General features: G+C 40.2%; 11 protein-coding genes and 1 tRNA gene. 9 read left to right on the forward strand and 3 right to left on the reverse strand.

What is annotated here, in order from left to right; genetic code table 11:
- Positions 1-7: 7 nt before the first annotated feature.
- Both coaE and NSQ20_RS10000 read left to right on the forward strand, forming a co-directional pair.
- Positions 8-604 (forward strand): dephospho-CoA kinase, encoded by a 597-nt coding sequence (gene coaE, locus NSQ20_RS09995; protein WP_100529451.1) that lies wholly within the window; start codon positions 8-10, stop codon positions 602-604.
- Complete coding sequence (locus tag NSQ20_RS10000; RefSeq protein ID WP_036609809.1) at positions 601-1,164, forward strand: lytic transglycosylase domain-containing protein; 564 nt, start codon at positions 601-603, stop codon at positions 1,162-1,164. The genes coaE and NSQ20_RS10000 overlap by 4 nt, the downstream gene beginning before the upstream one ends.
- Before the next feature lie 82 nt (positions 1,165-1,246).
- Here NSQ20_RS10000 and NSQ20_RS10005 read toward each other — a convergent pair whose 3' ends face one another.
- Positions 1,247-1,468 carry an alpha/beta-type small acid-soluble spore protein gene (locus tag NSQ20_RS10005; RefSeq protein WP_017689472.1) on the reverse strand — a complete coding sequence of 74 codons (222 nt, stop codon included), beginning with the start codon at positions 1,466-1,468 and terminating at the stop codon, positions 1,247-1,249.
- A gap of 116 nt (positions 1,469-1,584) precedes the next feature.
- Between NSQ20_RS10005 and nrdR the strand changes: the two genes are divergently transcribed.
- Positions 1,585-2,052: a transcriptional regulator NrdR gene (gene nrdR, locus NSQ20_RS10010; RefSeq protein ID WP_036609807.1), complete on the forward strand. Its 468-nt coding sequence runs from the start codon at positions 1,585-1,587 to the stop codon at positions 2,050-2,052.
- A gap of 186 nt (positions 2,053-2,238) precedes the next feature.
- Positions 2,239-2,311 (forward strand) — tRNA-Ala (locus tag NSQ20_RS10015).
- Positions 2,312-3,266: 955 nt separating this feature from the next.
- Here NSQ20_RS10015 and NSQ20_RS10020 read toward each other — a convergent pair.
- A complete protein-coding gene (locus tag NSQ20_RS10020) occupies positions 3,267-3,404 on the reverse strand; it encodes a hypothetical protein (protein WP_340032364.1) in 138 nt (45 codons plus the stop codon).
- Between the two features lie 164 nt (positions 3,405-3,568).
- Between NSQ20_RS10020 and NSQ20_RS10025 the strand changes: the two genes are divergently transcribed.
- From NSQ20_RS10025 to NSQ20_RS10040, 4 genes are all read left to right on the forward strand, one after another.
- Positions 3,569-5,416 (forward strand): AAA family ATPase, encoded by a 1,848-nt coding sequence (locus NSQ20_RS10025; RefSeq protein ID WP_340032365.1) that lies wholly within the window; start codon positions 3,569-3,571, stop codon positions 5,414-5,416.
- A gap of 2 nt (positions 5,417-5,418) precedes the next feature.
- Positions 5,419-7,383 (forward strand): UvrD-helicase domain-containing protein, encoded by a 1,965-nt coding sequence (locus tag NSQ20_RS10030; RefSeq protein ID WP_340032366.1) that lies wholly within the window; start codon positions 5,419-5,421, stop codon positions 7,381-7,383.
- A gap of 154 nt (positions 7,384-7,537) precedes the next feature.
- Entirely contained in the window at positions 7,538-11,779 is a 4,242-nt protein-coding gene (locus NSQ20_RS10035) for a DUF3883 domain-containing protein (RefSeq protein ID WP_340032367.1), read from the forward strand.
- 14 nt (positions 11,780-11,793) lie between these two features.
- Entirely contained in the window at positions 11,794-13,506 is a 1,713-nt protein-coding gene (locus NSQ20_RS10040) for an NERD domain-containing protein (RefSeq protein WP_340033014.1), read from the forward strand.
- Positions 13,507-14,097: 591 nt separating this feature from the next.
- On the opposite strand, the gene NSQ20_RS10045 is transcribed toward NSQ20_RS10040, so the two are convergent.
- Positions 14,098-17,664: an S-layer homology domain-containing protein gene (locus NSQ20_RS10045; protein WP_340032368.1), complete on the reverse strand. Its 3,567-nt coding sequence runs from the start codon at positions 17,662-17,664 to the stop codon at positions 14,098-14,100.
- 459 nt (positions 17,665-18,123) lie between these two features.
- On the opposite strand from NSQ20_RS10045, the gene NSQ20_RS10050 reads away from it, so the two are divergent.
- Positions 18,124-26,172, forward strand: coding sequence for an immunoglobulin-like domain-containing protein (locus tag NSQ20_RS10050; RefSeq protein ID WP_340032369.1), 8,049 nt, complete (start codon positions 18,124-18,126; stop codon positions 26,170-26,172).
- The last annotated feature ends 35 nt before the right edge of the window (positions 26,173-26,207 follow it).

Consider the following 26,207-nt stretch of genomic DNA (forward strand, 5'->3'; position numbering starts at 1 on the left):
TGAAACGATGAATATAGGCTTAACCGGCGGGATCGCGACAGGCAAAAGCAGTGTTTCCGCCTATCTCGCCAGTAAGGGAGCGTTGCTCATCGATGCAGACGTTATTGCCCGGGAAGTTATGATGCCCGGGCATCCCGTGTTGGCCGCCGCTGTTAAGCGGTTCGGACAAGCCATACTGAACGAAGATGGAACACTGGATCGGAAAAAGCTCGGAAGTATTGTTTTCGAACAACCAGAGGAACGAAAGGCATTGGAGGCTATCACACATCCGGCGATCCGAAGAGAGATGCGCGAACGGGCTGCTGCATACGCGTTGCAACATCCGGATAAACTTGTGGTATCTGATATTCCTTTGCTCTACGAATCAGGCCTGGAGGATGGTTTCGAGGAAGTCATGGTAGTATATGTCCCGAGATCAGTGCAACGAGATCGCTTGATGAGTCGGGATGGAATGACTGCAGCACAGGCCGAGGCTCGAATGGATGTACAGATGGATATTGAGCGCAAAAAACAGCTGGCAGACATTGTCATCGATAACAGCGGCTTATGGCCTGCGACGGAGCAGCAAATTGACTCATATCTACAGCGTAAGGGTTTGTTATGAGAATATTGCGTAAGAAACGTGTACTGCTGTTGATGTTTGTGTCCTTTGTACTGGTGTTATTTCTGAATACAAACTGGATGGCATGGTTCTATCCCATACATTATAAGGAAGAGATCCGTGCCCAATCTCAGAGTTATGAGGTTGATCCGTTTCTGATTGCTTCCATTATCAAGGTGGAGACCAATTTCAAGACAAGCAAGGAATCCAAACGAGGTGCCATTGGGCTCATGCAATTGATGCCGGACACGGCGAACTGGATACTGGAACAAGCCAAAATTCCCGACACTTCGCTGGAGGAATTGAAGCACGAGCCTGAACGAAATATTCAATTAGGCACATGGTATCTGCGAAATCTATCCGATCAATTCGATGGCAATGAAGCAGTTATGATCGCTGCCTATAATGCGGGTCCAGGCAAAGTGAACAGTTGGCTTAGAGATGGTGTATGGGATGGCTCGTTCGATACAGTGAAAGATATTCCGTTTGGTGAGACGCGTCACTATGTACAAAGAGTCATTTACTATTATAATCAGTATGTAAAGATCTATAATACGTTCTAAGTATATAAGTAGAAGCACAGAGCAGGCCGGTTATTCACCGGCCGCTCCATGCTCCTCTGTGTAGCGTATTACGATGCAGATATTATTGGTATTGACCTGCCAATTGCTGTTCTGCAATTGTTACCAGACGCTTCGTGATGTATCCACCGATCGAACCGTTCTCGTAAGAAGTCATGTTACCTTGGTATCCGTCTTGTGGGATGCTGATTCCGAGTTCTTGAGCAACTTCATATTTCATTTGCTCGAGTGCTGCGGAAGCTTTAGTTACCACCAAGTTGTTGGAGTTACCATTGCTTTGTGCCATTGCTGTTCACCTCCTCGCGGGTTGGTAAAAGTATTATGTGTCGGCAATGCGTTTTTCATTACAAAATCAGTACAGGGAATATGTGGTAAAAAGTAAAACGTGGGAAGTGATCTGTTTTGAAGTGTCCTTATTGCGGTTATATGGGTACCAAAGTGCTTGATTCGCGTCCGGCCAACGAAGCAAAATCCATTCGTCGTCGCCGTGAGTGTGAGCAGTGTGCCCGAAGATTTACAACGTTTGAGATGATTGAGGAGACTCCACTGATCGTCATTAAGAAAGATGGCAGTCGTGAAGAGTTCAGCCGGGACAAAATTCTCCGCGGGCTTATTCGTGCCTGTGAGAAACGTCCAGTCTCCGTAGAGACCCTGGAGATGATGGTATCTGAAGTGGAGAAATCTCTGCGTAATACAGCTGATGCTGAAGTTGAGAGTCGCCAGATTGGTGAGCTATTGATGGAACAGTTGTTTCCGGTCGATGAAGTGGCGTATGTCCGTTTTGCGTCGGTATACCGCCAGTTCAAAGATATCAATATGTTCATGAAAGAACTGAAATCCCTGTTGTCCAAAGACGATCTGGAGGATTAGTGAAGTTGGTAAAGGGAGAAGAGCAGTCTGGAGTTCCAGTCCGTGTGTACCAGAGAAATCGATTGTTCTTCTCCAATCACTTTGGATCTTGAAAAAGTGATTGACAGCGAAAGCTGGATTTTATATGATATAGGAGTCGCCTGTGGAACGTTAGCAGTGCTGGACAAGTTATCTATTTCATATCCTGGGGCCTTAGCTCAGCTGGGAGAGCGCATCGCTGGCAGCGATGAGGTCAGGGGTTCGATCCCCCTAGGCTCCATACTAAAACAACCCGCTAAACACAAGGATTTCCGAGTGTTTGGCGGGTTTTTGCATATGTGAAAATTGTTCGGTTTTGTGGTTGTGGTCACACTGATGGTCACAGTGGAGAAATTTTTAATGATTTTTTTGATTGAGTGCCACTAATGTTGCACATAATGTCATCCAGATTTACGAAACATTTTAGACGACAGAAGGTTAAGAACTAATCGAAATTCCAAATATTATTAGTATGATGGAAGGCTAGAAGAGAGGCCGAGGATAAAAAGAAATTTGATTCGATAATAAAAAAACTACATGAGTTAGGTATTAATCCTGTATCCATTCCAGTAAATGAAGGGATTAATTACTTACCATGTTTATTTGATTGTATCTAACTGTAAAGGAGAGCAGTAATTTTTGCTCTCCTCATATCAATGAATCTTGTTAACCTTTTTTTCCCAATCCCACTTCTTCCAGACGATATTTCTCCTAATTTACGCTTGGCGGTGTCTTTCAACATCCAGAGAAAATTGTTACTGTTCTCAAAATCTCCGGTCAAACAACCAGCGCTAAATTGATGGCAATTATCCAAGATTAAATTGTAATTTCGATACTTGCCCTCCATTTCTAACGCTTTTCGACCAGCTTGGGGAAAAGAGATGGTGTTATCCCAATCAGCATAACAGGGAACATAGATTTCATTGATTGAAGATTGTTAGGTGTCCTGTGAATTCTTGAAAGCTTACCTTTCTAATATTGCCTCTCCCACTAAGATCAATAATTTCTCCATCGGAGACATAAATTCCTAATGCTCCATTGAACCAAAACCTAATTCTGTGTAAATTACAGAAGCAAAAGAGGGTTCAAGATTTTGTCTTTTCATCATTCGGTACCTGAGCTTGTCCCTTTTTCCCATTAACCATTCACTGATTTGTATCAACTCCTTTTAGGGCTTTTGAAGCAATGTTTGTCAGTTACGTATGAGCGATTTGGACAATTTCCAAAACCCGATACCAGATATAAGTTATGGGAGTTATTGCCGCATTTCCAGCAAGAGCAACGCCCCCTGTGACAGCTGTTTTTCTTGTTGTTACAATGATTTTATCGTTCATGTAGTTTACCTCCTCAGTATAAGTGTCAGGGGTATAATATAGAAATAAATTTGATGATTTTGCTAACTATAAGGCGTAATTACATAACCACTAAAGGGAAATGACGGAAGAAGTCGAATTATATGGGTGGGTGACAAATTACCTAAGCAGAGGAGCGTTTGTTAATGTTTCTTTCAGAAGTCAGAATTACTAACTTTCGAAAATTTGGTCAGGGAACTAACGGTGAACCTGGACTGATTCTCGTATTAAATAAAAGTCTAAATGTCCTTATTGGTGAAAATGATGCAGGAAAATCGGCAGTAATCGACGCAGTCAAGTTTGTATTGTTAACTCAGAGTCGAGATTATTCCAGACTTGAGAAAGAAGATTTTCATAATGATTCTAATGAACTGAAAATTGAATGCATTTTTCAAGGGTTTTCTGTGAATCAAGCGAAGGATTTCTTAGAGTGGATCACTATTGATTCAGATAAACAATATAATCTTCGGGTTTTCCTGACAGCTAAAAAGGATATTAAAGGAAAGATAATAATTGACGATGTTCATGCAGGAAGTGATAGTGAGGGCCAAATTTTACATAGCAAAGCACGTGATTTACTGAGAACGATTTACCTTAAACCCTTGAGAGATGCTGAAAATGAACTCGCAGCAAAAAGGAATTCACGATTGTCTCAGATTTTATATTCACATCCCGAGTTTTCTATGAGTGAAGATCATAGACTGGTTGAAATTATTAGGGAAGCTAATGAAAAAATAAGAAATTATTTTAATTACGACGAAATTACCAGTGATGAGAAAAAGATTCTAAAATCAATTAATATTTATTTGTCGAAGTTCTCTGATAATAAAAATTTGTTGCGTTCAAATATAGAGATAGCTGCAGTTAACTTGAAAATGATCTTGGAAAAAATCGATCTTTTGCTTGTTACTACTAAGTCAGGTCTAGGCTCGCTTAATCAACTATACATCGCGGCTGAATTACTACTTTTGCAAATCGAAAAAACAGAAGGGATAAATATCGCCTTGATTGAGGAAATAGAGGCTCACTTGCATCCTCAAGCCCAGATAAGGGTAATGGACTACCTTCAAGAATTAAGTGAAAGTAGCACATCTCCAATGCAAATACTATTGACAACTCACAGTGTTACATTAGCTTCAGTTATCAAATTGCATAATTTAATCTTGTTTACTGAAGGTAAGGCTTTTTCTTTAGCAGAAGGCAGTACCAAACTACACAAAGGAGACTATAAATTTTTACAAAGATTTTTAGACGCTACGAAGGCCAATTTATTTTTCGCAAAAGGAGTTATTATTGTTGAAGGTGATGCAGAGAACTTATTACTGCCCACATTAGCCGATAAGCTAGGAAAATCTTTTGCTAAGAACGGAGTCTCTATTGTTAACGTGCGGAGTACTGCACTGCTAAGATATTCAAAAATATTTGCTAGAATGAAAGAACCGATGATGCGACTACCAGTTGCAATTGTTACCGATTGTGACGAACCAGTATCAAAAATTGACAAAGATTCTGGTAATCTTATCTTTCTTGCTGATAGAACTCCTCAAGCAATAAAATTTGATAAAGAACTCAAATATAGCGATGGAAATATAAAAGCTTATATTTCTCATGAGTGGACTTTAGAATTTGATATAGCTTGTAGTTGCTTGAAAAAGGAACTGTTCGCCTCAATTCTAATGGCAAGGGAATATATTAATCAAGATAAGGCATTAACAGAGGGCAAAGAAGTAAAAAAATCCATAGAAATTAGTGACTATATTACAGAAGCTGGGATACAAATTAGTGAATGGGCCACCGATGACCCATTCATGTTGGCTTCAAAGATAGTTAGAGATGTAGTGCTTAAGCAAAATATTTCGAAAGCTGTTGTAGCTCAATGCTTTTCTGAAATTTTGAAAGAACGTAACTTCACTTTGGAGGAATTAGATGGTATCAGAAGCGATATTTATCTAAAGTACTTAATTGATGCAATAGACTATGTGACAGGAGCTTAAACATGTTAGCCATAACAGATGAAGACATTGCATACGCGACGGGAGTTTTAAATATAAAGAATGGCTTTGATGTGCCGAGAATCAATGTTATAAAATGTATGGAAAGTAGAGATGTAGTTGCATGCCCAGGGAGCGGGAAAACCACGGTATTACTTGCAAAGTTATTAATTCTAGCAAGACATTTACCTCTTAAAAATAATAAAGGAATATGTATTTTAACTCATACAAACGTTGCAATTGACGAGGTTAAAGAGCGGCTAGGAGACAAAGCTAATGACCTACTTTCTTATCCAAACTTTGTTGGGACAATTCATTCGTTTATTAGTAAGTTTTTAGCAAGTCCAGCATTTGTTCACTATCACTCTTCAAGAATTTCAAGGATCTTTGAACCTGAAGATTATAAATTACGATTAGTAAGAAAATATAAGTCCTTGTACCCTCCATTTTCAGGAAGTAAACTAGATGGTTTTCTTTATGGAAGACTTGAAAAAAAGATTAAAGATTCGAGAGACAATAATATCATAAATAGAGCAAAAGAAGACTTACTGCGCTCCTTAGAAATAGATTACACCGACAATACTATTAAAAAGGTAGCTTTTAACAAGAAGGCTACTCTTTTAAAGAATCCTAACTCAGATGCTTATAAAGAATACATTAATCTGATTCATGGCCTTCAAAATGAAGGTGTTTGTTCCTACAAAGAGCTTCAAGGACTTGCACTTAGGTACGTTAATGATTTTCAAAAAGAGCTGCAATCAATATTCTCTGAGCGTTTTTCGTTTGTTTTTGTAGACGAAATGCAGGATACTAGCCTACTTCAGATGCAAATTTTAGAAAAAACTTTCGATAAGGAAAAAGTAACCTTCCAATGCTTTGGTGATCCGCAACAAACAATTTATGAATCTGACGACAAGGGCTGCGCTTGGGAGCCCAGAGATCCTTTATTAATTAAAAATAGTAACAGACTGAGTAAAAACATAGCAAAAGTTGCTGATGTTGTAGCGTTAAATCCTTACGGAATGCAAGGCAAGGTACCTCAGAGTGGAGTTCCAATTTCACCAGTAATAATTACTTACAAGAATGACGATGTATCACATGTACTTGAAACTTACTCTAAGTTAATCATTAAATATAAGCTTAATGAGCGGGGAAATACAATCTTTAAAGCAGTTGGGTTGGTTAAGGACAAAACTGAAGGACTTTCTATAACAAGTTATTATTCTGGTTTTAAAAAAAACGAGACTAGAAGAAAAATAAATAAAGACTTCACTGAGCTTCAGAGCTACTTAGTTAAGCTCGATAGAGTAGTAATTGAAAAAGAAGGTGCTAAGGCATATTATAACAGATTTATTTTAGCAATCTTGAAGTACTTACGTATGAATGACATTAAGACTCATGAAGGCAGATATTTTTCAGGTATATCTTTGTTAAAGTATTTACGAGAAAGTGATGAGAGGTTATATAGAATACTTCACAGATACTTTGCAAGAATAGTTTTGTTAATAGAAAAAGAGAAGTCTGTATTAGTAAGTTTTAAGTATATTATCGCTATTATCATGAATCGATTATTCCGTTTAAAAGTTGATATATCTAGAGATCAATTTATTAATGATACTCCTGTCTCTAACACTGTGGCCGTTAATCAAAAAAAGGAGAATACGTACAAATATAATAATTTAGAAATTGAGTTGGATAGTGTTCATGGAGTTAAAGGACAGACACATACTGCCACCCTTTATTTGGAAACTTTTTATTTCTCTAAAACAAATGAGAGTATTATTAAGTATCTGATTGGACAAAATAATCCAACTATTGAGGAACGCGTTGAAAAGCATTTACGAGTAGCGTACGTTGCTATGACTAGGCCGACTGACTTGTTGTGTATTGTACTAAATGAAGCAGTTTATTTAGAACATGAGATAGAGTTAAAAAGATTAGGCTGGGTTCACCATATTGATGTATTTTAGCATGTGAGCTCAATTTCTTATATGGCTAATTAGTAACGGTAAGGAGGTTCTCAAATCGGTTAGAGATACGTTGAAATGATAGATTCAGGAAATGGATTTGAAGGTTTCTATGCTGATGAATTGATGTCATAAATCAAACAAACATAGGAGAAAAATGATGAAAGAAAAAGAATTTATAAAAATGTTATATGCAGAAAAATCAAAAAATGATAGTAATTCCAAGTCACTTGCCGGCCTTTTAAATATACTTACCCAGACCGTGTTTGGTGACGCGAATCGATTTGTTTTTGAGTTAATTCAGAATGCCGATGATTCTCCTAGAGAAACAGGTGCCGCTAACGTTGAGATAGAATTAAAATTATTAAACAATTATTTGATTTTTAGTCATACTGGAAAGCACTTCTCTGAAGAGGATGTTAAAGGTATCTCTGATGTAGGTAGTGGGGATAGTGGTAAGACAAAAAACATTGAGAAAACGGGATACAAGGGCATTGGTTTTAAATCCATTTTTGGCACAAGCGATCAAGTACATATCTTATCCAATAAGTTCACATTTAAATTTGATAAAAATCATAGCGAATGGAACGGATCTAAGGAATACCCTTGGCAGATAATTCCTATCTGGTTTGAAGAGTCGGAGTTGCTTAACGAGCTTAAAACTGAATTAAATACATCCAATGTTATCACGGTTATTTCTATTAGTGATAATGAAAGAATCAAACAAGAGGTATTAGCAGTTTTAAATGATTCTAGAGTAATGTTGTTTTTACGACATATTAAAAAAATAACATTTATCGACAGTGGGATCAAAGTGCTTGAACTGAATCGAGAGCCAGCTAGTAGTAATAGCAGTAATATGAGAAGTTTATTTGTAAATGGACAATTGAAAAGCAACTGGCTGTATAAAGAATTTGTAGTTCCTGTAGATAAAGATACAAGGGAAAAAATCAAGTCACTTGATCCTGCTACATGTCCGGAAAAGTTAAGGAGAGCCACTTCTACAAAAATCACATTTGCAGCTTTAATAGTAAACGATATTATACAGGATCTTTCAGATGATTTAATATATTGCTACTTACCAACAAAGGTAAAACTTAATTTCAATTTTTTAATTAATGGTGACTTTATAACAAATGCTGAAAGGACTCAAATTCTTGATAATGATTGGAATGGATTTATATTCGAGCAAATCGCAATTTGTAAAATAAATTGGTTAGCTGAATTAGCAAATCAAAACAATTTTAAGTATGAGTTTTCAAAATTAATTAAACATAAATTTCCTCCTACATCTTCTTTGATTTTGAAGTCTTTTAATTCTGGACTTGATGAGGCAATCGCCAAAATCCCCTTTATTCCAATACAGGGTGACGAAGAAAGGTTACTGAAAATAAATGATTGTATTTTGGATTACACAGGGTTTTCAGATGTTTTTGGTACGGAAACACTTGAGAAATATTGTAATAATAAATTGAAGGTTGCGGATTGTAATATACAGAATAAAGCTAGACTAGCAACACTAGGCGCGAAAAAATTTAATATAGAGGATCTAAGAGAGTTTTTTTCGACAGATCTTTTTAAGTTGACATTCAAATCAAGTATAGATCTTAGTTTAAGATTAATTGATTTTTTATACAGACAAGGTTCAAATGATCAAGTAATCGATTGGGTCAAACATTTGAAAACAGCTACATTTATGTTAACTGAAGGGGATCACTTGGAATCACCAGAAAATTTATATTTTCCCCTAGCCGATGGTAAAGAAGAAATAACTAAGATCATCGATCTTAATTTTATTAATTCTCAAATATATGAAAACATTAAAAACAACAGTGAAATAGTTAAATGGTTAGGTGCTCTGGGTGTAAAAGAACCATCCGAAGTTGATATACTTAGAAGATCAATAATGAGGATGATCGAGGCAGATAAGCTCAATAAAGAAAACGTTTTTCAAATAGGAAGGTTTATATTTTCTATCTACCAGAAGGGGAAACTTGAAGATAATGATTATAGAGGTCTGTATAAACTTAAGATTTTCAATAACAGAGGTCAATTAGAACTTCCTAATAAATGTTATTTGCCAAATTATTATGAGCCCGATCTGAAGATAGAGGAGATTTTCCCGGAAGGAAATTATGTATCAGATAAATATGTAGAGCATGAAACGGAAATTCCTAAATGGAAGAGATTTTTCACAAGATTGGGTGTCAAAGAGAACATTGGCCTTAAAATAGAAGAGAGCATTGAGAGATTAACCTTAGAAAGGAAGTATCCGATAGTTCAGTCCTATTTACAGTATATCGATAACAAAGGGGTTTTTTATAACAGCATAACTAGACCGTACATTTATCAAAAACAACATGGTTTTAGAAACTTTATGCTAATAGAATATATAGAATATTGTTCTAACTACAAGTTCTCACTTTCTTTTTGGAAATTAATTTTAGAAAATCATTGGAAAAAAATCCAATCCAATAGTGCTGAGGCAATTTATTATACAAGGTTAGAGAGTAAAGCCGTAACTTCATTTTTTCAATATTACGTAGCAAGCTATCCGTGTATACCATCAAATCAAGGGATTTGTCACAAATCCAATGAACTATATTCAGGGAGTTTGAAAAGAGTAATAAAGAATTTATCGCCTGTAGTTCATGAAGATATCCAATTTAGTAGAGATCAGGAAGAGTATCTTGGGATAAGGACGTTAATTACAATTGAAGATTGTTTTAAACTACTTAAGAATCTTGAGGAAAACAGCATAGATAATGATACATTTAAGCAAATTGAATCTATCTATAGACAATTAATTAAGAATGAGCCATCTACAAATTTAATAGACAGAGATACAGTAATAAAGGGGTTAAAATTATTATCAACGAATGATACATTCCAATCAGTATCTTCTCTTTACTTTTTCGGAGTAAAAGGATTACTCCCACCAACTAACTCTTGTTACTTCATTAAAATATCAGAGGTACTTAAGGGCAAGGAGAATTTATTGACCTTATTTGAAATTCCAATTGTTCAAAGTGATGATCTTCAACTAAAAACGAACGGAGCTCTAAGTGATCAGGAGCTTAAAAATATATTATATGAAAAAGCGAAGTACTTTGCTACGATTATTGCAAGCTTCAAAGCAGAAGATCCAAGAATCACTTTGAATAAGATAATAAGAAAAATTAACAAAACGAAATTTTATAAAACCCAATCTTTATCTTTAGTTTTTAATAATAAGTCGGGAAAAGAAATATACAACCAAAATATTGACTCATGGTTTGAATCGGAAACCAATTCTATTTATTATTCAGGTTCGTTAAGTAGTCCATTGACTCTATACAATTTAAGTAATTCATTAAGTTCCTTTTTTGAGCTGGATGGTAGTGATAGGGATAGGGAAGTTGCATTACTACTACAGCTTTCTGATGATGAAACTATTAGATGGTTAAATTCTAAAGGATATGAAGTTGTAGAGAGTATGGTCTGTGAAGTTATTGATGATATTAGCACATATGAAATAATTTATCCCTCCCCTGATGAGGATATTATTAGATTTGAACGTGGAGAAGATCAAGAATTAGAGCTGTTCTTGGAACAAGGTGATTTGGTGTTAAATGAAAGCAATCCCCAATATTCATTTGTTTCTGAACAAGTTCAAATAAATTCTAAAAAAACAAACTATAGATCTAATAGCGGTGATATTAGTGAGCAAGATAAGGAAGGGAATTTTAATGACGAAGAAAATTTCATAGGTTCATCAGAATATGATGAGAAATTGAGTAGAAACAATAAAAAATCTCGATTACTTTCATATGTTTCGAATGAATCTGGAGAGGATCTCAAGAAATTCACCGGAAAAAGTAATCAAAGATTGCAACTGAAAGCAAGAGAAATTGTATTAAGTTACGAGAAAAAAGTTGGACGAAACCCGGTTGAGCTTCCAGAAATGCAAGAATCTTATGATATTATTGCATGTAATAATGATACTAAAGAAGTTGAAAGATATATTAGAGTCTATGGCTTTTTTGGCGAATGGAGCACTAATGATGTTGCACTTCTTTCGACTGCTCAATTAAAAATGGCTAAAAGCTCAAATCGCTTTTGGATATACGTTGTTGAATACGCTGGTGATGAGGAAAATTATCGTATCTATCGTATTCAGAATCCTTTTGAAAAAATCACAAAATATGCTTTTGATTACGGCTGGAAATCTATAGCTGAACAGGATAGTACAGTAGATAGATTTGTTGCAGGAGTTAAAATAATTCACAAAACATTCGGAGAAGGAATTATTAATGCTGAGATTAAGAAGGGGAAAATCAAATTACTAGTTGTAAATTTTCAAGATGGTGAGAAAAGAATACCACTAAATTTGACACAAATTAAAATCATGGAGGGATAACGAAATTGGCTACAATGATACCAGATTTAACAGAAATACAACTCTCTCAAGTTGTCTCACAAGGAGAGGTTCAAGTATATAGGGAGTTAAAGTCACAATTACCGGATAGTTTTATTGTGTTTTCCCAAGTTGCATGGATTCTTAAAGAAGAGAATGATAAAGCTAGAGATGGTGAAACTGATTTTGTGATCTGCCACCCTAGTAAGGGGTACTTATGTGTTGAAGTTAAAGGGGGCGGAATTTCATTCGATTCTATAACAAATCAATGGTATTCAATAGATCGTTACAGCCAGAAGAACTTAATTAAAGATCCTATACAGCAATCTAAAAATGCAAAGTACTCTATTCGAAAAAAACTTTACGAAAATGAAGAATGGATAAAAAGTGGCTACCAAAAGGTAAGTAGTGGGCATGCCGTTTTTTTTCCCGATTTAAGAAACCCATTACAGTTAGGTAGAGCTGATATGCCAACCAACCTAATCGGTACACTGGATAACATGACTAGCATTAAGCAGTGGATTGAAAATTGTTTTGAATGGTGGGGCAAGGAAAATGCTTCAACAATCTCCTTAGGTACAAGAGGTGTTGAGGTTTTTCGAAAAATATTTGCGAATTCTGTTTCGGTTAAAGTGTTAGTTTCGACAAGTTTAGAAAAGAACGAAGAAATTCGGATAAAACTGACAAATGAACAAATCAAAGTATTGGATTTGCTAAGAAGACAACGGCGGGTAGTAGTCAGTGGAGGAGCTGGGACGGGGAAAACAATCTTAGCTGTAGAAAAGGCTAAAAGGTTAGCTAATGAAGGATTTTCTACCTTACTAACATGCTATAATAGACCGCTTGCAGATCATCTCTCAGAAATATGCAGAGATACTGAAAGATTAGACGTTATGGATTTCCATCAACTTTGTTATAAAAAAATTAAAGAAGCAGATGGAATAAGTAAAAGAAATTTATTATCGGAAGCAAAAACCACATTTCCGGGTGAAGATGAATATGATGTACAACTTCCTAATGCACTTGTTTATTCTTTAGATATTATTTTAGATAGATATGACGCTATTGTATGTGACGAAGGTCAAGACTTTAGAGAAGAATATTGGTTACCTTTAGAATTAATGTTATGTAATCAGAATTCAAGTCCATTTTATATCTTCTATGATGACAACCAAAACCTATATTCAAGAGTGAGTACCTTCCCAATTTCAGATGAAGGTATATACTCATTAACGAAGAATTGCAGAAATACAATACCAATTCATACTGCATCATATCAATATTATCAGGGTGATTCTGTCGAACATTCAAATATAGAAGGTCAAGAGATACAATTTGAACAAGGAAACAATACAAATAAACAGGCTATTAAAATTCATACGAAAATATTAAATTTGATTTTAGAAGAAAAAGTTAATCCAAAGAATATCACCGTCTTAATAGGTGATGCAAAATATAAACAGATTTATTTTGACGCACTTAAAGAGCATCCCCTTCCTCAAAGTATACAATATCTTGAAAATGATCTTTTAAAAGAAAACGTTGTATCAATGACTTCTATTAATAGATTTAAAGGGTTAGAATCTGAAATAGTTTTTTTATGGGGAATGGATTATTTAGACTTTAATGAGTATAGGGAACTAATATATGTAGGTTTAAGCCGAGCAAAATCAATGCTTTTTATTGTAGGGAATGAAGAAACATGTATAAAATTCCAATTAATTAATTGAATTCATATAACTAAATTCCTAATTGTCGAAGTTTTTTTAATAATTGAAATCATGTACTTAAATCCTTATTAGGAAAAAAGGCAATTAAGTTGATGAATCTGATATTTGGTGCCTACGTCCCTGATGGCTTCTAGTTTATTGATAATGTAATGTTAACTTAGTGGTCACATTTTTGGTCACACTTTTTCTTTCTCTGAGCGCAACGGAGCACTCGAATGTAGAAACATAAAACTCAAAGAAAGTTTGTTCCACAAGGCTACTTCCCACGTTTCTCTAAACGCTCAGAACCCTATCGCTCCACTGGCAGCGATGAGGTCAGGGGGTTCGATCCCCCTAGGCTCCATAATCAAGAATGCCATCACATTATTGTGATGGCGTTTTTTTGTGCGTGAAATAAATCAGAACATGCATTAATTAATTATAATTTTTGGAATTAGTGACGAGCCTGTTGACGAATATTCTAGATGCAAAAATAGAGGGTTTAAAGTCCTGACTGTGGAGTTGTCAAAAAAAGTACAGTTTGAAAACAAGGAGACCCTTCCGGCTGGATATTGTCCAACCGGAAGGGTCTGCATTTATCTGTATACGCTTTCAGTTAGCCAGGTATTCGACGAATCTTACAAAGATCGTGGCTACTTCGGCGCGGGTGGCGGTGGCTTTGGGAGCAAATAAGTTGTCCGACTTGCCTAATACAATGCCGATGCCTTGTAGCGCCTGAACGGCCTCCAACGCCCATGAGCTGATCTCACTCTCGTCCGTGAAGGGCTTAGAGTGGCTTTCAGGGAGCTCATAGCCTTTGTACTTCATGTAGTTGTACAGTATCACCAGCATCTGCTCGCGCGTCATCGGTGAATTGGGGTCAAACAGGTTTGCGTTTGTACCGTTTACTATGCCTTTTTCGGCCGCCCACTCGGCTGCCGCCGTGTACCACTGTCCGTCCGTCACGTCGTTAAAGCGGGAACTCGTGTAGCTGGAGAGGTTTACGTTCTCAAGATTGGACAGTACCTGCACGAACATTGCACGCGTCATTGCGGTGCCGGGTGAGAACGTCGTGGACGTTGTGCCGTTGAAAAGATCGTATGTGTAGGCGAAATTTATATCGTTGTAGAACCAGTCGTCCATGTTGGCATCCCTGAAAGGATTGCCCGATATCACGAGGAAGCCCAGTGGGGTGGCGTCATCAACCGCCAGCTCCGTACCCTCACGGATGTTCAGCGACATATCGTTGTCTAAGTTAATTCTTGCGCCGCTCGGTCCTACCACAACCGCTCCGCCGCTCCGTATCTTCGATCCGCTGTGGATAAGCACCTGGTTGCCGTTTGGCAGGCCCACATGCGCGTCTTTGCCGCCTACTATAACCGTACCGTCGCTCGCGATCGTCGAGCCGCCCGAAATGGTCACTATGCTGTTGCCGCCGGGTAGTGTCACTTCGGCGCTCTTGTCTTCCGGTATGGTTACCTTACCGTTTGAGTCTATCGTTGTGCCTTCGGGTACCTTAATCTTGGTCCCGCCTTTGGTCGCAAGCTCGCCACCGCCGGGGAGGGTGGTGTTGCCGTTTTTGTCTGTGACCGCGGGGTTATCCTTCGGTGTATTCACTGTGTAGGTCGACTTCGGCGTTCCAGCGTCTGTCCCGGTGCCCGTATTGTCGGTGTTGCCCGTATTACCAATGTTACCGATGTTGCCGGTATTTCCGGTGTTTCCCGTATTGCCGCCAGAATCAGGCACAGTGGGAGTCGTCGTCTTCATCGGCGTCGTCGTAGCACTGATCTCCGCGCCGTCGCCCTTCGCGTTCATCGCGATGATGGTGAAGTTGTAGCCTTGGCCGTTTGTCAGGTTCTTGAAGGTATATTTGGTCTCCGTCGCATCCAGTGTGATCGGCGTCACGTTGCCATACCATACCTTGTAGCCCAAGATCGCACTGCCACCATCGTCAGCAGGGGCGGTCCAGCTCAATGTGACCTGTCCGTCACCGGCTGTCGCTTTGAAGCCGCTCGGAGCACCGGGCACGACCGGTTTTCTCTGCGCGAACATCCAATCAAAAACGTCTGTGTAGTCATTGTTCCAAGCTGGCAAGTTAGAGGACTGCGCCGTGGGAGCTATGCTCCAATTCCCCATAGTTATCTGGTTGTATAGAACCGCCGCTTCAACTTCGTGCGCTATGTAATCAGCCAGAACAGGTGTGTTGGCCGGATTTGGCCTCAGATTCGGCTGATCAAATTGATTGTAGGGCCACGTAAGAACCTCATTGCTCTCAAAGCGCGAAGCTCTCGCGTTGATCATTTTCGGCATATTGTTATTGATGAAGTTATTGAGGTTAGTCTGGTAGCCTCCAACATTATGAGTATTTAAAAACATCCAATAGGCCAAGGTGTTGTGAGCGTCATTGTCCTTAGCATTCGGTGAACCGCTTACCGGGGCCATAGGTGCGGCGGCGGCGAAGAAGCCCGGGTGGCTGTTAACTAAGTTGTTTGTATACTGGCCGCCCCATGAGAAGCCCGCCGCGTAAACACGATTAGGGTCTACTTCGCCGCTGGCAATCAGGGCGTCTATGACCTTCTTAACATTCTCTGTTGAGGGAACAGATACGCCATTATAGGAAATGTTCAGTACATGGCTGGCGTACTTATCGGGATTTTGTTCCATCTTTTTCATTAGAGCGACCGAGCCGTTGGCGGATTTCATGGCCGCTTTTTGGTCTGTCGCAGCGTTTGTGCCGCCGCGTGACATGCCGTGGGTATAAACATACAGCGGCAATCCTTTGATCACTTTACCGTCTTCATCCTTGTGAAGGTAGAGCGAGCGATTGACCGAATTGTCCGTGAATGTTGTAAACTTGTCAAGGATCGGATTCACAACTTTTTCCTGTTCAAAAACCACGTTGCGAAGTGGACTCCCCTCTGTCAGTACGATCTCTCCGTTTGGGACGATGTTGTAAACCTGCTTTGTCGAGTTACTGCTGCCATCCAGCGTTGTTTTGCCGCCGCTCGCTGAATAAAACTCAGACTCAACTACGATGTAACGGCCGCTTGCCAGTCCGTCCTGATAATCCGGTGAATTGCTTACCGGCCCCAGATAGCCGCGTACCTTCGGTTCGTCATTAGCGTATACCCTTGTGATCTTGCGCGTTCCTTCAAAGGTCACCGCTTCGCCGTTCAGGGTTGTGTTCCTGGCTGACAAGGTAAACAAGCCCGAATTAAGCTCGGAGCCTAACGCTGCCTTCCCCTCGCCTAAGTCGATGATGACAGCCGTTGTGTACTCGCCACTGGCGAAGTTGTCATTCCATACGATAAAGGGAAGTATCCCCGCGTCCGGATCGTTTTTGAATGTTACGTGAATTGTATGGTCAGCCTCAATATTCGAAAAGGTATAAGTGCCAGCAGATAGAGTCACGGTCTCGCCGTCTACCGTTACGGTATCCACCATTTTGCCGGAATCGGGGGTAAACGTAATTTCTTTGTTAGAGCCCCGATCTACTCTCAGCACATCGCCGGGTGGGTTCGGCGTTATTCGGCCGCCCGGTCCCGCAGTGGCGGTGATTGAGAATCTGGTGTCCACTTCATTGGCTAAAGAGAGCTGCAGGCTGTCTGTAAATGAATCAGCGCTGGTATAAGCTGCGTCTGGAACTCCAAAAGAGGAAACGACTTCATAACGATCACCGCCCTTTTCCGTTGAGTTATTAATATAAACCTCAAAGGTAAGCTTGCCCTCCTCCAAGGTCAAGGTTCTTTTGGGTATTCTCATCTCCACGATATATCCTGTTTCCGTGATCTGGGTCCATGCAGCTCTGCCCGGAGCGGCCTGCCCTGAGAACACACCCGTCGCGCTAACGCGCCATTGGTTTGAGCCTCCGGTTCCGGTGCCGACATAAAACTCCAGGCTGTCGTACTGGTGATCTCCGCTAGCTCCCTGATATAGATTACTGTCATTCACAACTACTCGGGAATACAGGTAGTCATGGTCCCAAAGGATTCTGGCTGTGCCCGTGGCATGGGGTCTGGGATCGGCGGGCACAGTGCTTTTGTTGATGTGATGCTCCATGGTCTGGTCCCAGAGTGGGTCGTTTGACCCGAGTTCGGGAGTTCCAAAAATGGCGGTGGGTGTTTCATTCGCTTCTGCGTTCTCGATGTTGTCAGTGGCGGCGGCATAGCTGGTAGGCATTAGCGACGCCACCATTACCAAGCAACAGAGGAACGCGAGCATTCTACTAAATCGTTTTGGCATAAATGAAAATCCTCCTTATTTTTCGATGCGGTACGCCCATGGCTTACCGCATCGTATTCGGACACGTTGTCCATATGACAAGCGCCCAACTATATATATTATGTTTATCAGGCGTTCAATCCTTTAATTTAAACATAGCGTATATTTAGAATGAAAACGATTACTTCGAAGTATAGGGATAGTGTTGAAGTTTGCGTGAATTGCAATAAAAAAATCCACCTTATTAACAAGATACTACATTGAATTGGAAGTGTTGAAGACGTAATATGAGAAGAAATGTAAGCGCATTCTTTTTTTAAAAAAAGTATCTCTATTTCCTTGAGCGAGGTGGTCTGGTTTTATAGGTGAGAGATATGGGTTGTATGCTTCTGAAAATTAATCGAAGGGAAGAATGCTATGCGGAAGCAAATTACAATCCTAATGTTAGTTTTACTTATGACCTTCAGTAGCTGGTTTAATCTTGTTCTGCCATTTAGCAATCAAGCTTCAGCGGACACAATAACACCAACGATGTTGGCGCATTATCCATTGCTTGAGGATGTACAGGATATATCAGGTAATGAAAAGCATGGAACGGCCGTAGGAAACATTACGTACACCGATGGTCTCACTCTACCTGGGGGAACAGATAGTAATACGAACTACGTTCAGCTTCCTACTGGTATGTTTGATAATCAAGAAAATACAACGATATCTGTATGGATCAAGAGCAACACTGGAAGTGGGAACTACTCAGCATTATTCTACGGTACTCCAGCAGCTGGCAATAACTTACCAACGAATTACTGGATGTTTAATCCATCGAATCCAAGTGGGGATTTTAAGTCAGTATTTACGAATAACAATAATATTGACCAGCCTTGGACGACTGAGGTAGGGGTATCAGGCACTTCTACGTCACAGTACGAAGGTCAATGGGTTCACTATACGACGGTTATTACAGAACGCTCTATTACAGGTTACATTAACGGTGTAAGTATAGGCACGACCGCCAAAGAGAAAACAACAGCAAGCTTTGGTACTAATTTGCATGCTTACATCGGTCGCTCCAATTATTTAGGGGATGCTACTTTTGCGGGTAGCTTTCAAGATTTAAGAATTTACGGAGAGGCACTAAATAATGAAGATATCGCTGTAGTATATGAACAATCGTTTAATGAAAAGCAAATACAACAATGCAAAATAGAGCTAACGTTAGGTGATATATCGGCAGTTACAGAATCTCTTGAACTGCCTACTGAAGATAAGAATGGCGCAATGATCTCATGGACTTCTAGTGATGAGAGTGCGATTAGTCCAACTGGGGAAGTGTTCTTACGAGAAATGGAACAACAAGTGACGTTAACTGCAACCATTTCTTTAGGTGGAAGCCAGGCAACGAAGGAGTTCATTGTTACCTTACTACCTAAGGATGACTCTATTGAGCAGATTGCCGTTAAGAATGTCTTGCTTAATGAACCTACATTTATTTTATCAGCGGGGGACAGCGAGACATTAGTGGCTACTATTTCACCTTCAAATGCAACGAATAAAAGAGTTATTTGGACATCTAGTGACTCCAGTGTAGCGATTGTCAATTCAACGGGTAAAGTTACAGCTGTTAGTGAAGGTACAGCCACAATTACGGTACAGACTGAAGATGGAGAGTTTACAGCTACATCAGCCGTTACGGTTAAAGGAAAATCGCTAAAAGATGACCTTATTCTTCATTACAACATGAAAACGACTGAAGAAGTAGACGGTCAAATCGTACTGAAGGATGTTGCTAATAAGGCAGTTACATTTGACGGAATATTTAGAAATCCAAACAATGGACAATTCATTTCAAACAGTGAGGTTGGCTTTGTTTCCTTCAATGGTGGAAGCTCTACATCTAATAGTGGGCATGTTGAGATTCCTAAGGACTCAAATGGACTAGATCTACTACACGGTCTGAATGAGATTACAGTATCTTCAATCGTGAACTGGACGAATGATGGGACGAATCGCTGGATCTTCGGTTTGGGTACTGTATTAACTCCAGAAACAAACAAATATTTCTTCGTAACACCACGTCACGGTAGTGGATCAGGTAATATGATTGCGACAGGTATCTCTAAAAATGGCTGGCCAAACGAAGCATTAGTTACAGGTAGCGCAAACTCAAACCTTATCGGTGGGCAGTGGAAGCATGTAACGGTGTCCTTGTCCGAAGCTAGCAATAGGATAACGTTATTCGTGGATGGAGCTAAGGTTGCTTTGGGTAATGCAAAGGGACTAAAGCTGTCAGAAATTATTAATCCGGATGCTACTTTCTCTGGCTTTATCGGTAAATCAATTTTCTCAAACGATCCATACCTTCAAGGTAGCGTAGCTGATTTTCGAGTATATGATCGCGCGTTGACAGACCAAGAAGTAGGCGAGTTATATCAACAAGAAGGAGCAACTCACATCTCCAAAATACGTCAGCTGACTGTTGATGATGCAGCGAATCAACTCAACATCAGTCGTTACTTAGGTGAAGGCGATAAGAGCACCGATAAGATAACGAGAAACGTTACATTACCGACAAGCGGTAAAAACGGCGTGAGCATTACTTGGAGTTCCAGTCATCCTACTGTCATTTCTAACCATGGCACTGTACAACGTCCAGCTGTTGAAGCAGGTAATGTTCAGGCAGAGCTTACGGCTACTTTAACGTATCAAGGCGTATCAACTACAGCTGTATTCCCTGTTACGATCTTGAAGCAATTCGATGATCAGCAGAAGGTTGATCTGGACGCTGAACAAATAGAGATCTACAATGCTGACAATATTAAAGGTAACTTACGTCTTACTGCTACAGGTGAACAAGGCTCCACAATTAAATGGGTATCTAGCAAACCGGCTGTTGTGAAAGGAACGGCTGAAGCGGCTGGTGACGCTACACAGCTAGGCTGGGTAAGCCGTCAAGCTACGGATACGCCCGTTACGCTAATAGCTACAATTACAAATGGTGCAGCTTCTAAAGAGCTTACGTTTAACGTTACGATTAAACAAGCAATTGCGCCAGTACAGCATGATGCTTACTTCTTTGCATACTTTACAGGTGAATATGAGGGTGGTGAACAGATATCCTTCGCTACAGCTGAAGATCCATTGTTCTGGAAAGGGTTGAATAATGGTAAGTCGATCCTTCAATCTGATATGGGTGAAAAAGGACTTCGTGATCCATTCGTTATACGGTCTCCAGAAGGGGATAAATTCTATATGCTGGCAACCGATTTGAAAATGGGCGAAAGTACAAATTTCGACCAAGCTCAAATTACGGGTAGTCATTACATGATGATTTGGGAGTCGGAGGATCTCGTAAATTGGAGTGAGCAGCGAATGATCAAGGTTGCTCCTAAAACTGGAGGAAATACGTGGGCGCCAGAAGCGATCTATGATCCGGTAACTGGAGAGTATATCGTATTTTGGGCATCATCGATGAAAAACACTGAGACATATGGTGATTATAACGGAAGACCTGCAGGTCAGTACAATGTGATGTACTACGCAACAACAAGAGACTTCTACAACTTCTCTGAGCCAAAGGTCATGATTGATGAGTCACTTCCAACAATTGATACAACGTTTATTGAGCATAATGATATGTTGTACCGATTCACCAAATCAGAAGTGAATACGAAAGTGTATGTGGAGAAAGCACCAACTTTTTATTATGACAAGGACAATATTGCAGCTAACGGCCTTCAATACGACGCTGTTCCGGGTACACGTGATAATAAACTTGGCTTGATCGGAAATAATGGAAACAACGAAGGGCAAACGATTTTTAAGGATAATAATAAAGACAAATGGTATCTGTTCCTTGATTCATGGCCATATCATGTTCGATATACAACAGATCTGGATAGTAGCACGCAGTATATGAACAATGTATTAAGTAGTGATAAATATGCACTGCCGCCAGGACCACGACACGGGACGGTAATTCCAATCTCACGTGCAGAGTATGATGCTTTGCAAGAGAAGTATGCATGGAAAGGTCCAGCACCATCAACAGACCCGGTTGTACATTACTCATTCGATGCAAATACAGTGAATGGTACAACGTTGAATGACATTTCTGGTAATGGTCATCACGCAACACTCGTAGGTGGAGCAACGATTAATGAAGAGGATCGTATTGGTAAAACGGGTGGTGCACTAGAGCTTAATGGATCAACAGGATATGTGAAGCTGCCAGATAACTTGATTCAATCCTTGAATCTGGAGAAGGCTACGTTCTCTACCTGGGTTCAAATGGACAGAAATCAAGCAAATCAAAGAATATTTGATTTTGCTTCCGAAACAGGCAGACAGGTTAACCGCAACACCATGTACTTGAGCACACAAGGTGATACAGGTAGTCTAGAGTTTGCTGTCGTAACACCTTTTACAGAGAAATTTAGCAATGACAGCACGCGACTGGGATCAGAATATAAATATGCGGTGAGAAATTCCGGGTTATTACCAACAAAGACTTGGCAGCATGTTGCAATTACAATGGATGAATTTGATGCAGTATTGTATGTGAATGGTCAAGAGGTTAAACGTAGCTCGACATTTAACGTTGAGCCGAGAATGTTACTGGAAACAACGATGAATTATATTGGTAAATCGAGAAACAGTTCTCATAGTTTATTTGATGGTAAATTGGATGATTTCCGTATTTATAATCGTGCATTATCCGTTGAAGAGATTGCAACATTAGCTGATGAAGACGTTACTCCTCCAGTAGAGCAGCCATCCGGGGCAGAGCTCATTCTTCACTACGATATGAATGATATCGATGGTGCGACGGTTATTGACCAAACAGGAAACTTCAACGGAAAATGGATGAATCCGTCTAAAGCAGAATGGATTCGTACACAAGATGCTGGTGTACTAAGCTTTACTGGTGGCACAACGAACTCTTATGTAGAACTGCCGCAAGGAGTTCTCGATGGATTAACGGATATGACCGTTTCATCCATTGTGAACTGGAGCGGTAAAAACGCTGCGGAGTGGTTATATGCATTAGGAAGACCAAACAATAATACACACTATACGTACTTCACACCACGTTATAACGCTAACGGTCTAGCTCGCTTAGGTATGGCGACGAATGCTTGGAATAATGAGTCTTCAACTTCTACCACGGGCTTAAAGAATAATGAATGGAAAGTAGTTACGACGGTTGTTTCAGGCACGGATGGTACACTAACGCTTTATATTGATGGTGTTGCTGTTGCATCAGGCTCAACGAATGGAATGACACTAGAACAAATAAAAAATACTTCAGGCAGTAGTGGAACCATCGGTAAGTCATTTTATACAGCTGATCCATACTTCGGCGGTATGATTGCAGACTTCCAAATCTATGATGGTGCTATGACTGCGGCAGATATTACATCACTTAAGGCTCATGCAGATCAGAAGATTGCTTTGATGGAGGGCATGCTTGTATCGGCTGCGACGGAGAAATTAACGATTCATGATCTTCTTGCTGCTAATGCATCAAAAGATACGATTATAAGCAATGTAACATTGCCAACATCAGGTGCTTATGGCACGACAATAAGCTGGACTTCAGATAAGGGGAATGTCATCTCAACTACAGGTGCCGTAACCAGACCAGCTAACGCAACAGGTGATCAAGTTGTAACGTTAACAGCAGTATTTACAGATGGTACAGAGACAGTTAACAAAACTTTTCAGTTGACGGTTAAGGCATTGCCAAACGATGTCACTTCTGTAGATGAAGCAAAAGCAGCACTAGTCGTTCATAACATTAATGATGTAAGAGGTCATATGGCATTACCAACATCTGGACTATATGGAGCAACGATTACTTGGGCTTCTGTACAACCAAACGTCGTTTCAGTTACTGGAGAAGTAAAACGTCCGGCACACGGTAGTGGAAATGTAGACGTGAAGCTTACAGCTACGATTACATTAAATTCAGCATCCACTACGAAGGAATTCATTGCGAAGGTGAAGGAATTGCCTGCTGATGAAAAATATGCGGGATACTTTTTCACATATTTCACTGGAGAAGGTACCGCAACAGGGGAGCAAGTTTACTTTGCACTAAGTAACGGTAATGATCCGTTGAACTGGCGAGAATTGAATAATGGTAAACCTGCATTGACCTCTACCTTAGGGGAGAAGGGTGTACGTGATCCGTTCATTATTCGTTCGCCTGAAGGTGATAAGTTCTACATGATCGCTACCGATCTGAAAATTAACGGCAATGGTAACTGGGGCAGAGCACACACATGGGGCAGTCGTTCCATTATGGTTTGGGAATCGAATGATCTAGTCAATTGGACAGATCAACGCATGGTAGAGGTTGCACCGGAAGAAGCGGGTAATACATGGGCACCAGAAATTATGTACGACAACACAACAGGTGAATATATCGTATTTTGGGCATCAAGAATGTTTGATGATGCATCCCATACAGGCGATGCTTATCAAAAAATGATGTATAGCAAGACAAGAGATTTCTATACGTTTACTGAACCGCAAGTATATCTGGATTATGGATATTCAATCATTGACACAACGATGATTGAGCATGAAGGAAAAGTGTATCGCTTTACGAAAGATGAGCAAAACAACGGAGCTTCTGCTCCATTTGGTAAGATGATCTTCCAAGAGGTCGGTGACTCGATCTTAGATCCAACCTTCAAGATGATTAATCAAGGCGTTGGTAACATCAAATGGGTCGAGGGTCCAACGATCTTCAAATCGAATACCGATGAAAAATGGTATTTATTCGTAGATGAGTTTGGTGGAAGAGGTTATGTTCCATTCGAGACAACTAATCTTGCATCAGGTGTCTGGACATTATCTTCTAACTACAACTTACCAGCGAGTCCGCGTCACGGAACGGTAATTCCAATTACACAACGTGAGTATGATGCACTCAATGGGAAGAACGTACCCGTTAGCGGAATTAGCTTGGACAAAACGACGTTGTCAATCGTAGAAGGTCAATCAGGGCAACTGACAGCTACGGTAGCACCAGCTAATGCAACGAAAAAAGCAGTAACATGGAGCTCTAGCGATACAGCTGTAGCGACTGTAAGTGCGACAGGTCAAGTAACAGCGGTGGCACCAGGAACCGCAAGGATTACAGTAACTACAGTGGATGGTGGTTTATCATCCAGCGCTACGGTAACGGTAACACCATTGGTTGATGGAACACCACAAGCACCAAGCAGTGGTAATGGAAATGGTGGCGGTGACGTTAACATTCCTGCACCTACAGTACCAACAGCTCCAGGTGGAAATGAGCCAGTGGTCATGGACAACGGTCAAATACACATTAAGCCGGTCGTAAATGAGAGCGGTGCTTCTAAAGTGAAGTTAAGTGCGGATACGGTGAAGCGTGCGCTTGATCAAACGACAGGCGGTAAGCTACACATGCAAGTTGAAGCTGATGCAAGCTTGAACGGGCTAACGATTGAGCTCGCAGTAGATGCGCGCTTAACAAGTGGATCTTCTACGATAGATCGCATCGAGATCAACACAGGCTCTGCAGTTGTAACAGTGGCAACCGAACTGCTTGGAACAGGAACAAGTGCGGGAAAAACGTTAGGATTGTCGATTAAGAAAATTGCAGCTAATCAACTGCCAGCTGGCGCACAAGCTCAGCTGAACGGTGAGGTCGTATACGATATCGAGCTAACGATTGATGGTAAGAAACTTACAGAGTTTGATGGCAGAGATGATCTCGTGATTGAATTGCCATACACACTAAAGGCTAACGAAAATCCAAACAACGTCGTTGTATACGATGTGAAGGACAACGGAGAGCTAAGAGTGGTGACGAATGGTAAATACAATGCAGCGACAGGAAAAGTAGAGTTCAAGCCAACGTATCTGAGCAAGTATACGGTAGCGTATGTTGCAACGAGCTTTAAGGATGTGACCCAAGATTGGGCGAAGGATGCGATCTCAGCATTGGGAGCAAGAGGCATTGTGAAGGGTGTAGGCAACGGCGAGTTTAATCCGAATGGTCAAGTGACAAGAGCAGAATTCATCACCATGCTGATGAAGTTGTTTGAGCTATCGGATGAGAGGGCAACGACAAGTTTTAGTGATGTGAAGCAAGGAGAATGGTACCATGGAAATATCGCAACCGCGCAGAAGCTGGGGATTGTGAATGGGAAACCAGATGGACGATTCGGAGTTCATGAGAACATTACGCGAGAAGATATGGCGGTTATGGTATACAAGGCTGTCCAAATTAAGCAACTAGCGTTAACAAGTGGTGAAGCTACAGCCTTCAAGGATGAAGCACACATCGCAAGTTATGCGAAGCAAGCGGTAGAGACAATCCAGGGAGCAGGCATCATAAACGGTGTAGGTAACGATGAGTTTGCACCGAGGAAGAATGCCAGCCGTGCAGAAGCAGCAGTGATGATCTTTAATTTGTTGGGCTTGATGTAGACACATTAAGTATAGAGAAACGCCATCACATTACG

The organism is Paenibacillus sp. FSL K6-1122, assembly GCF_037977015.1.
In the GTDB taxonomy this organism is placed as follows: Bacteria; Bacillota; Bacilli; order Paenibacillales; family Paenibacillaceae; genus Paenibacillus; species Paenibacillus amylolyticus.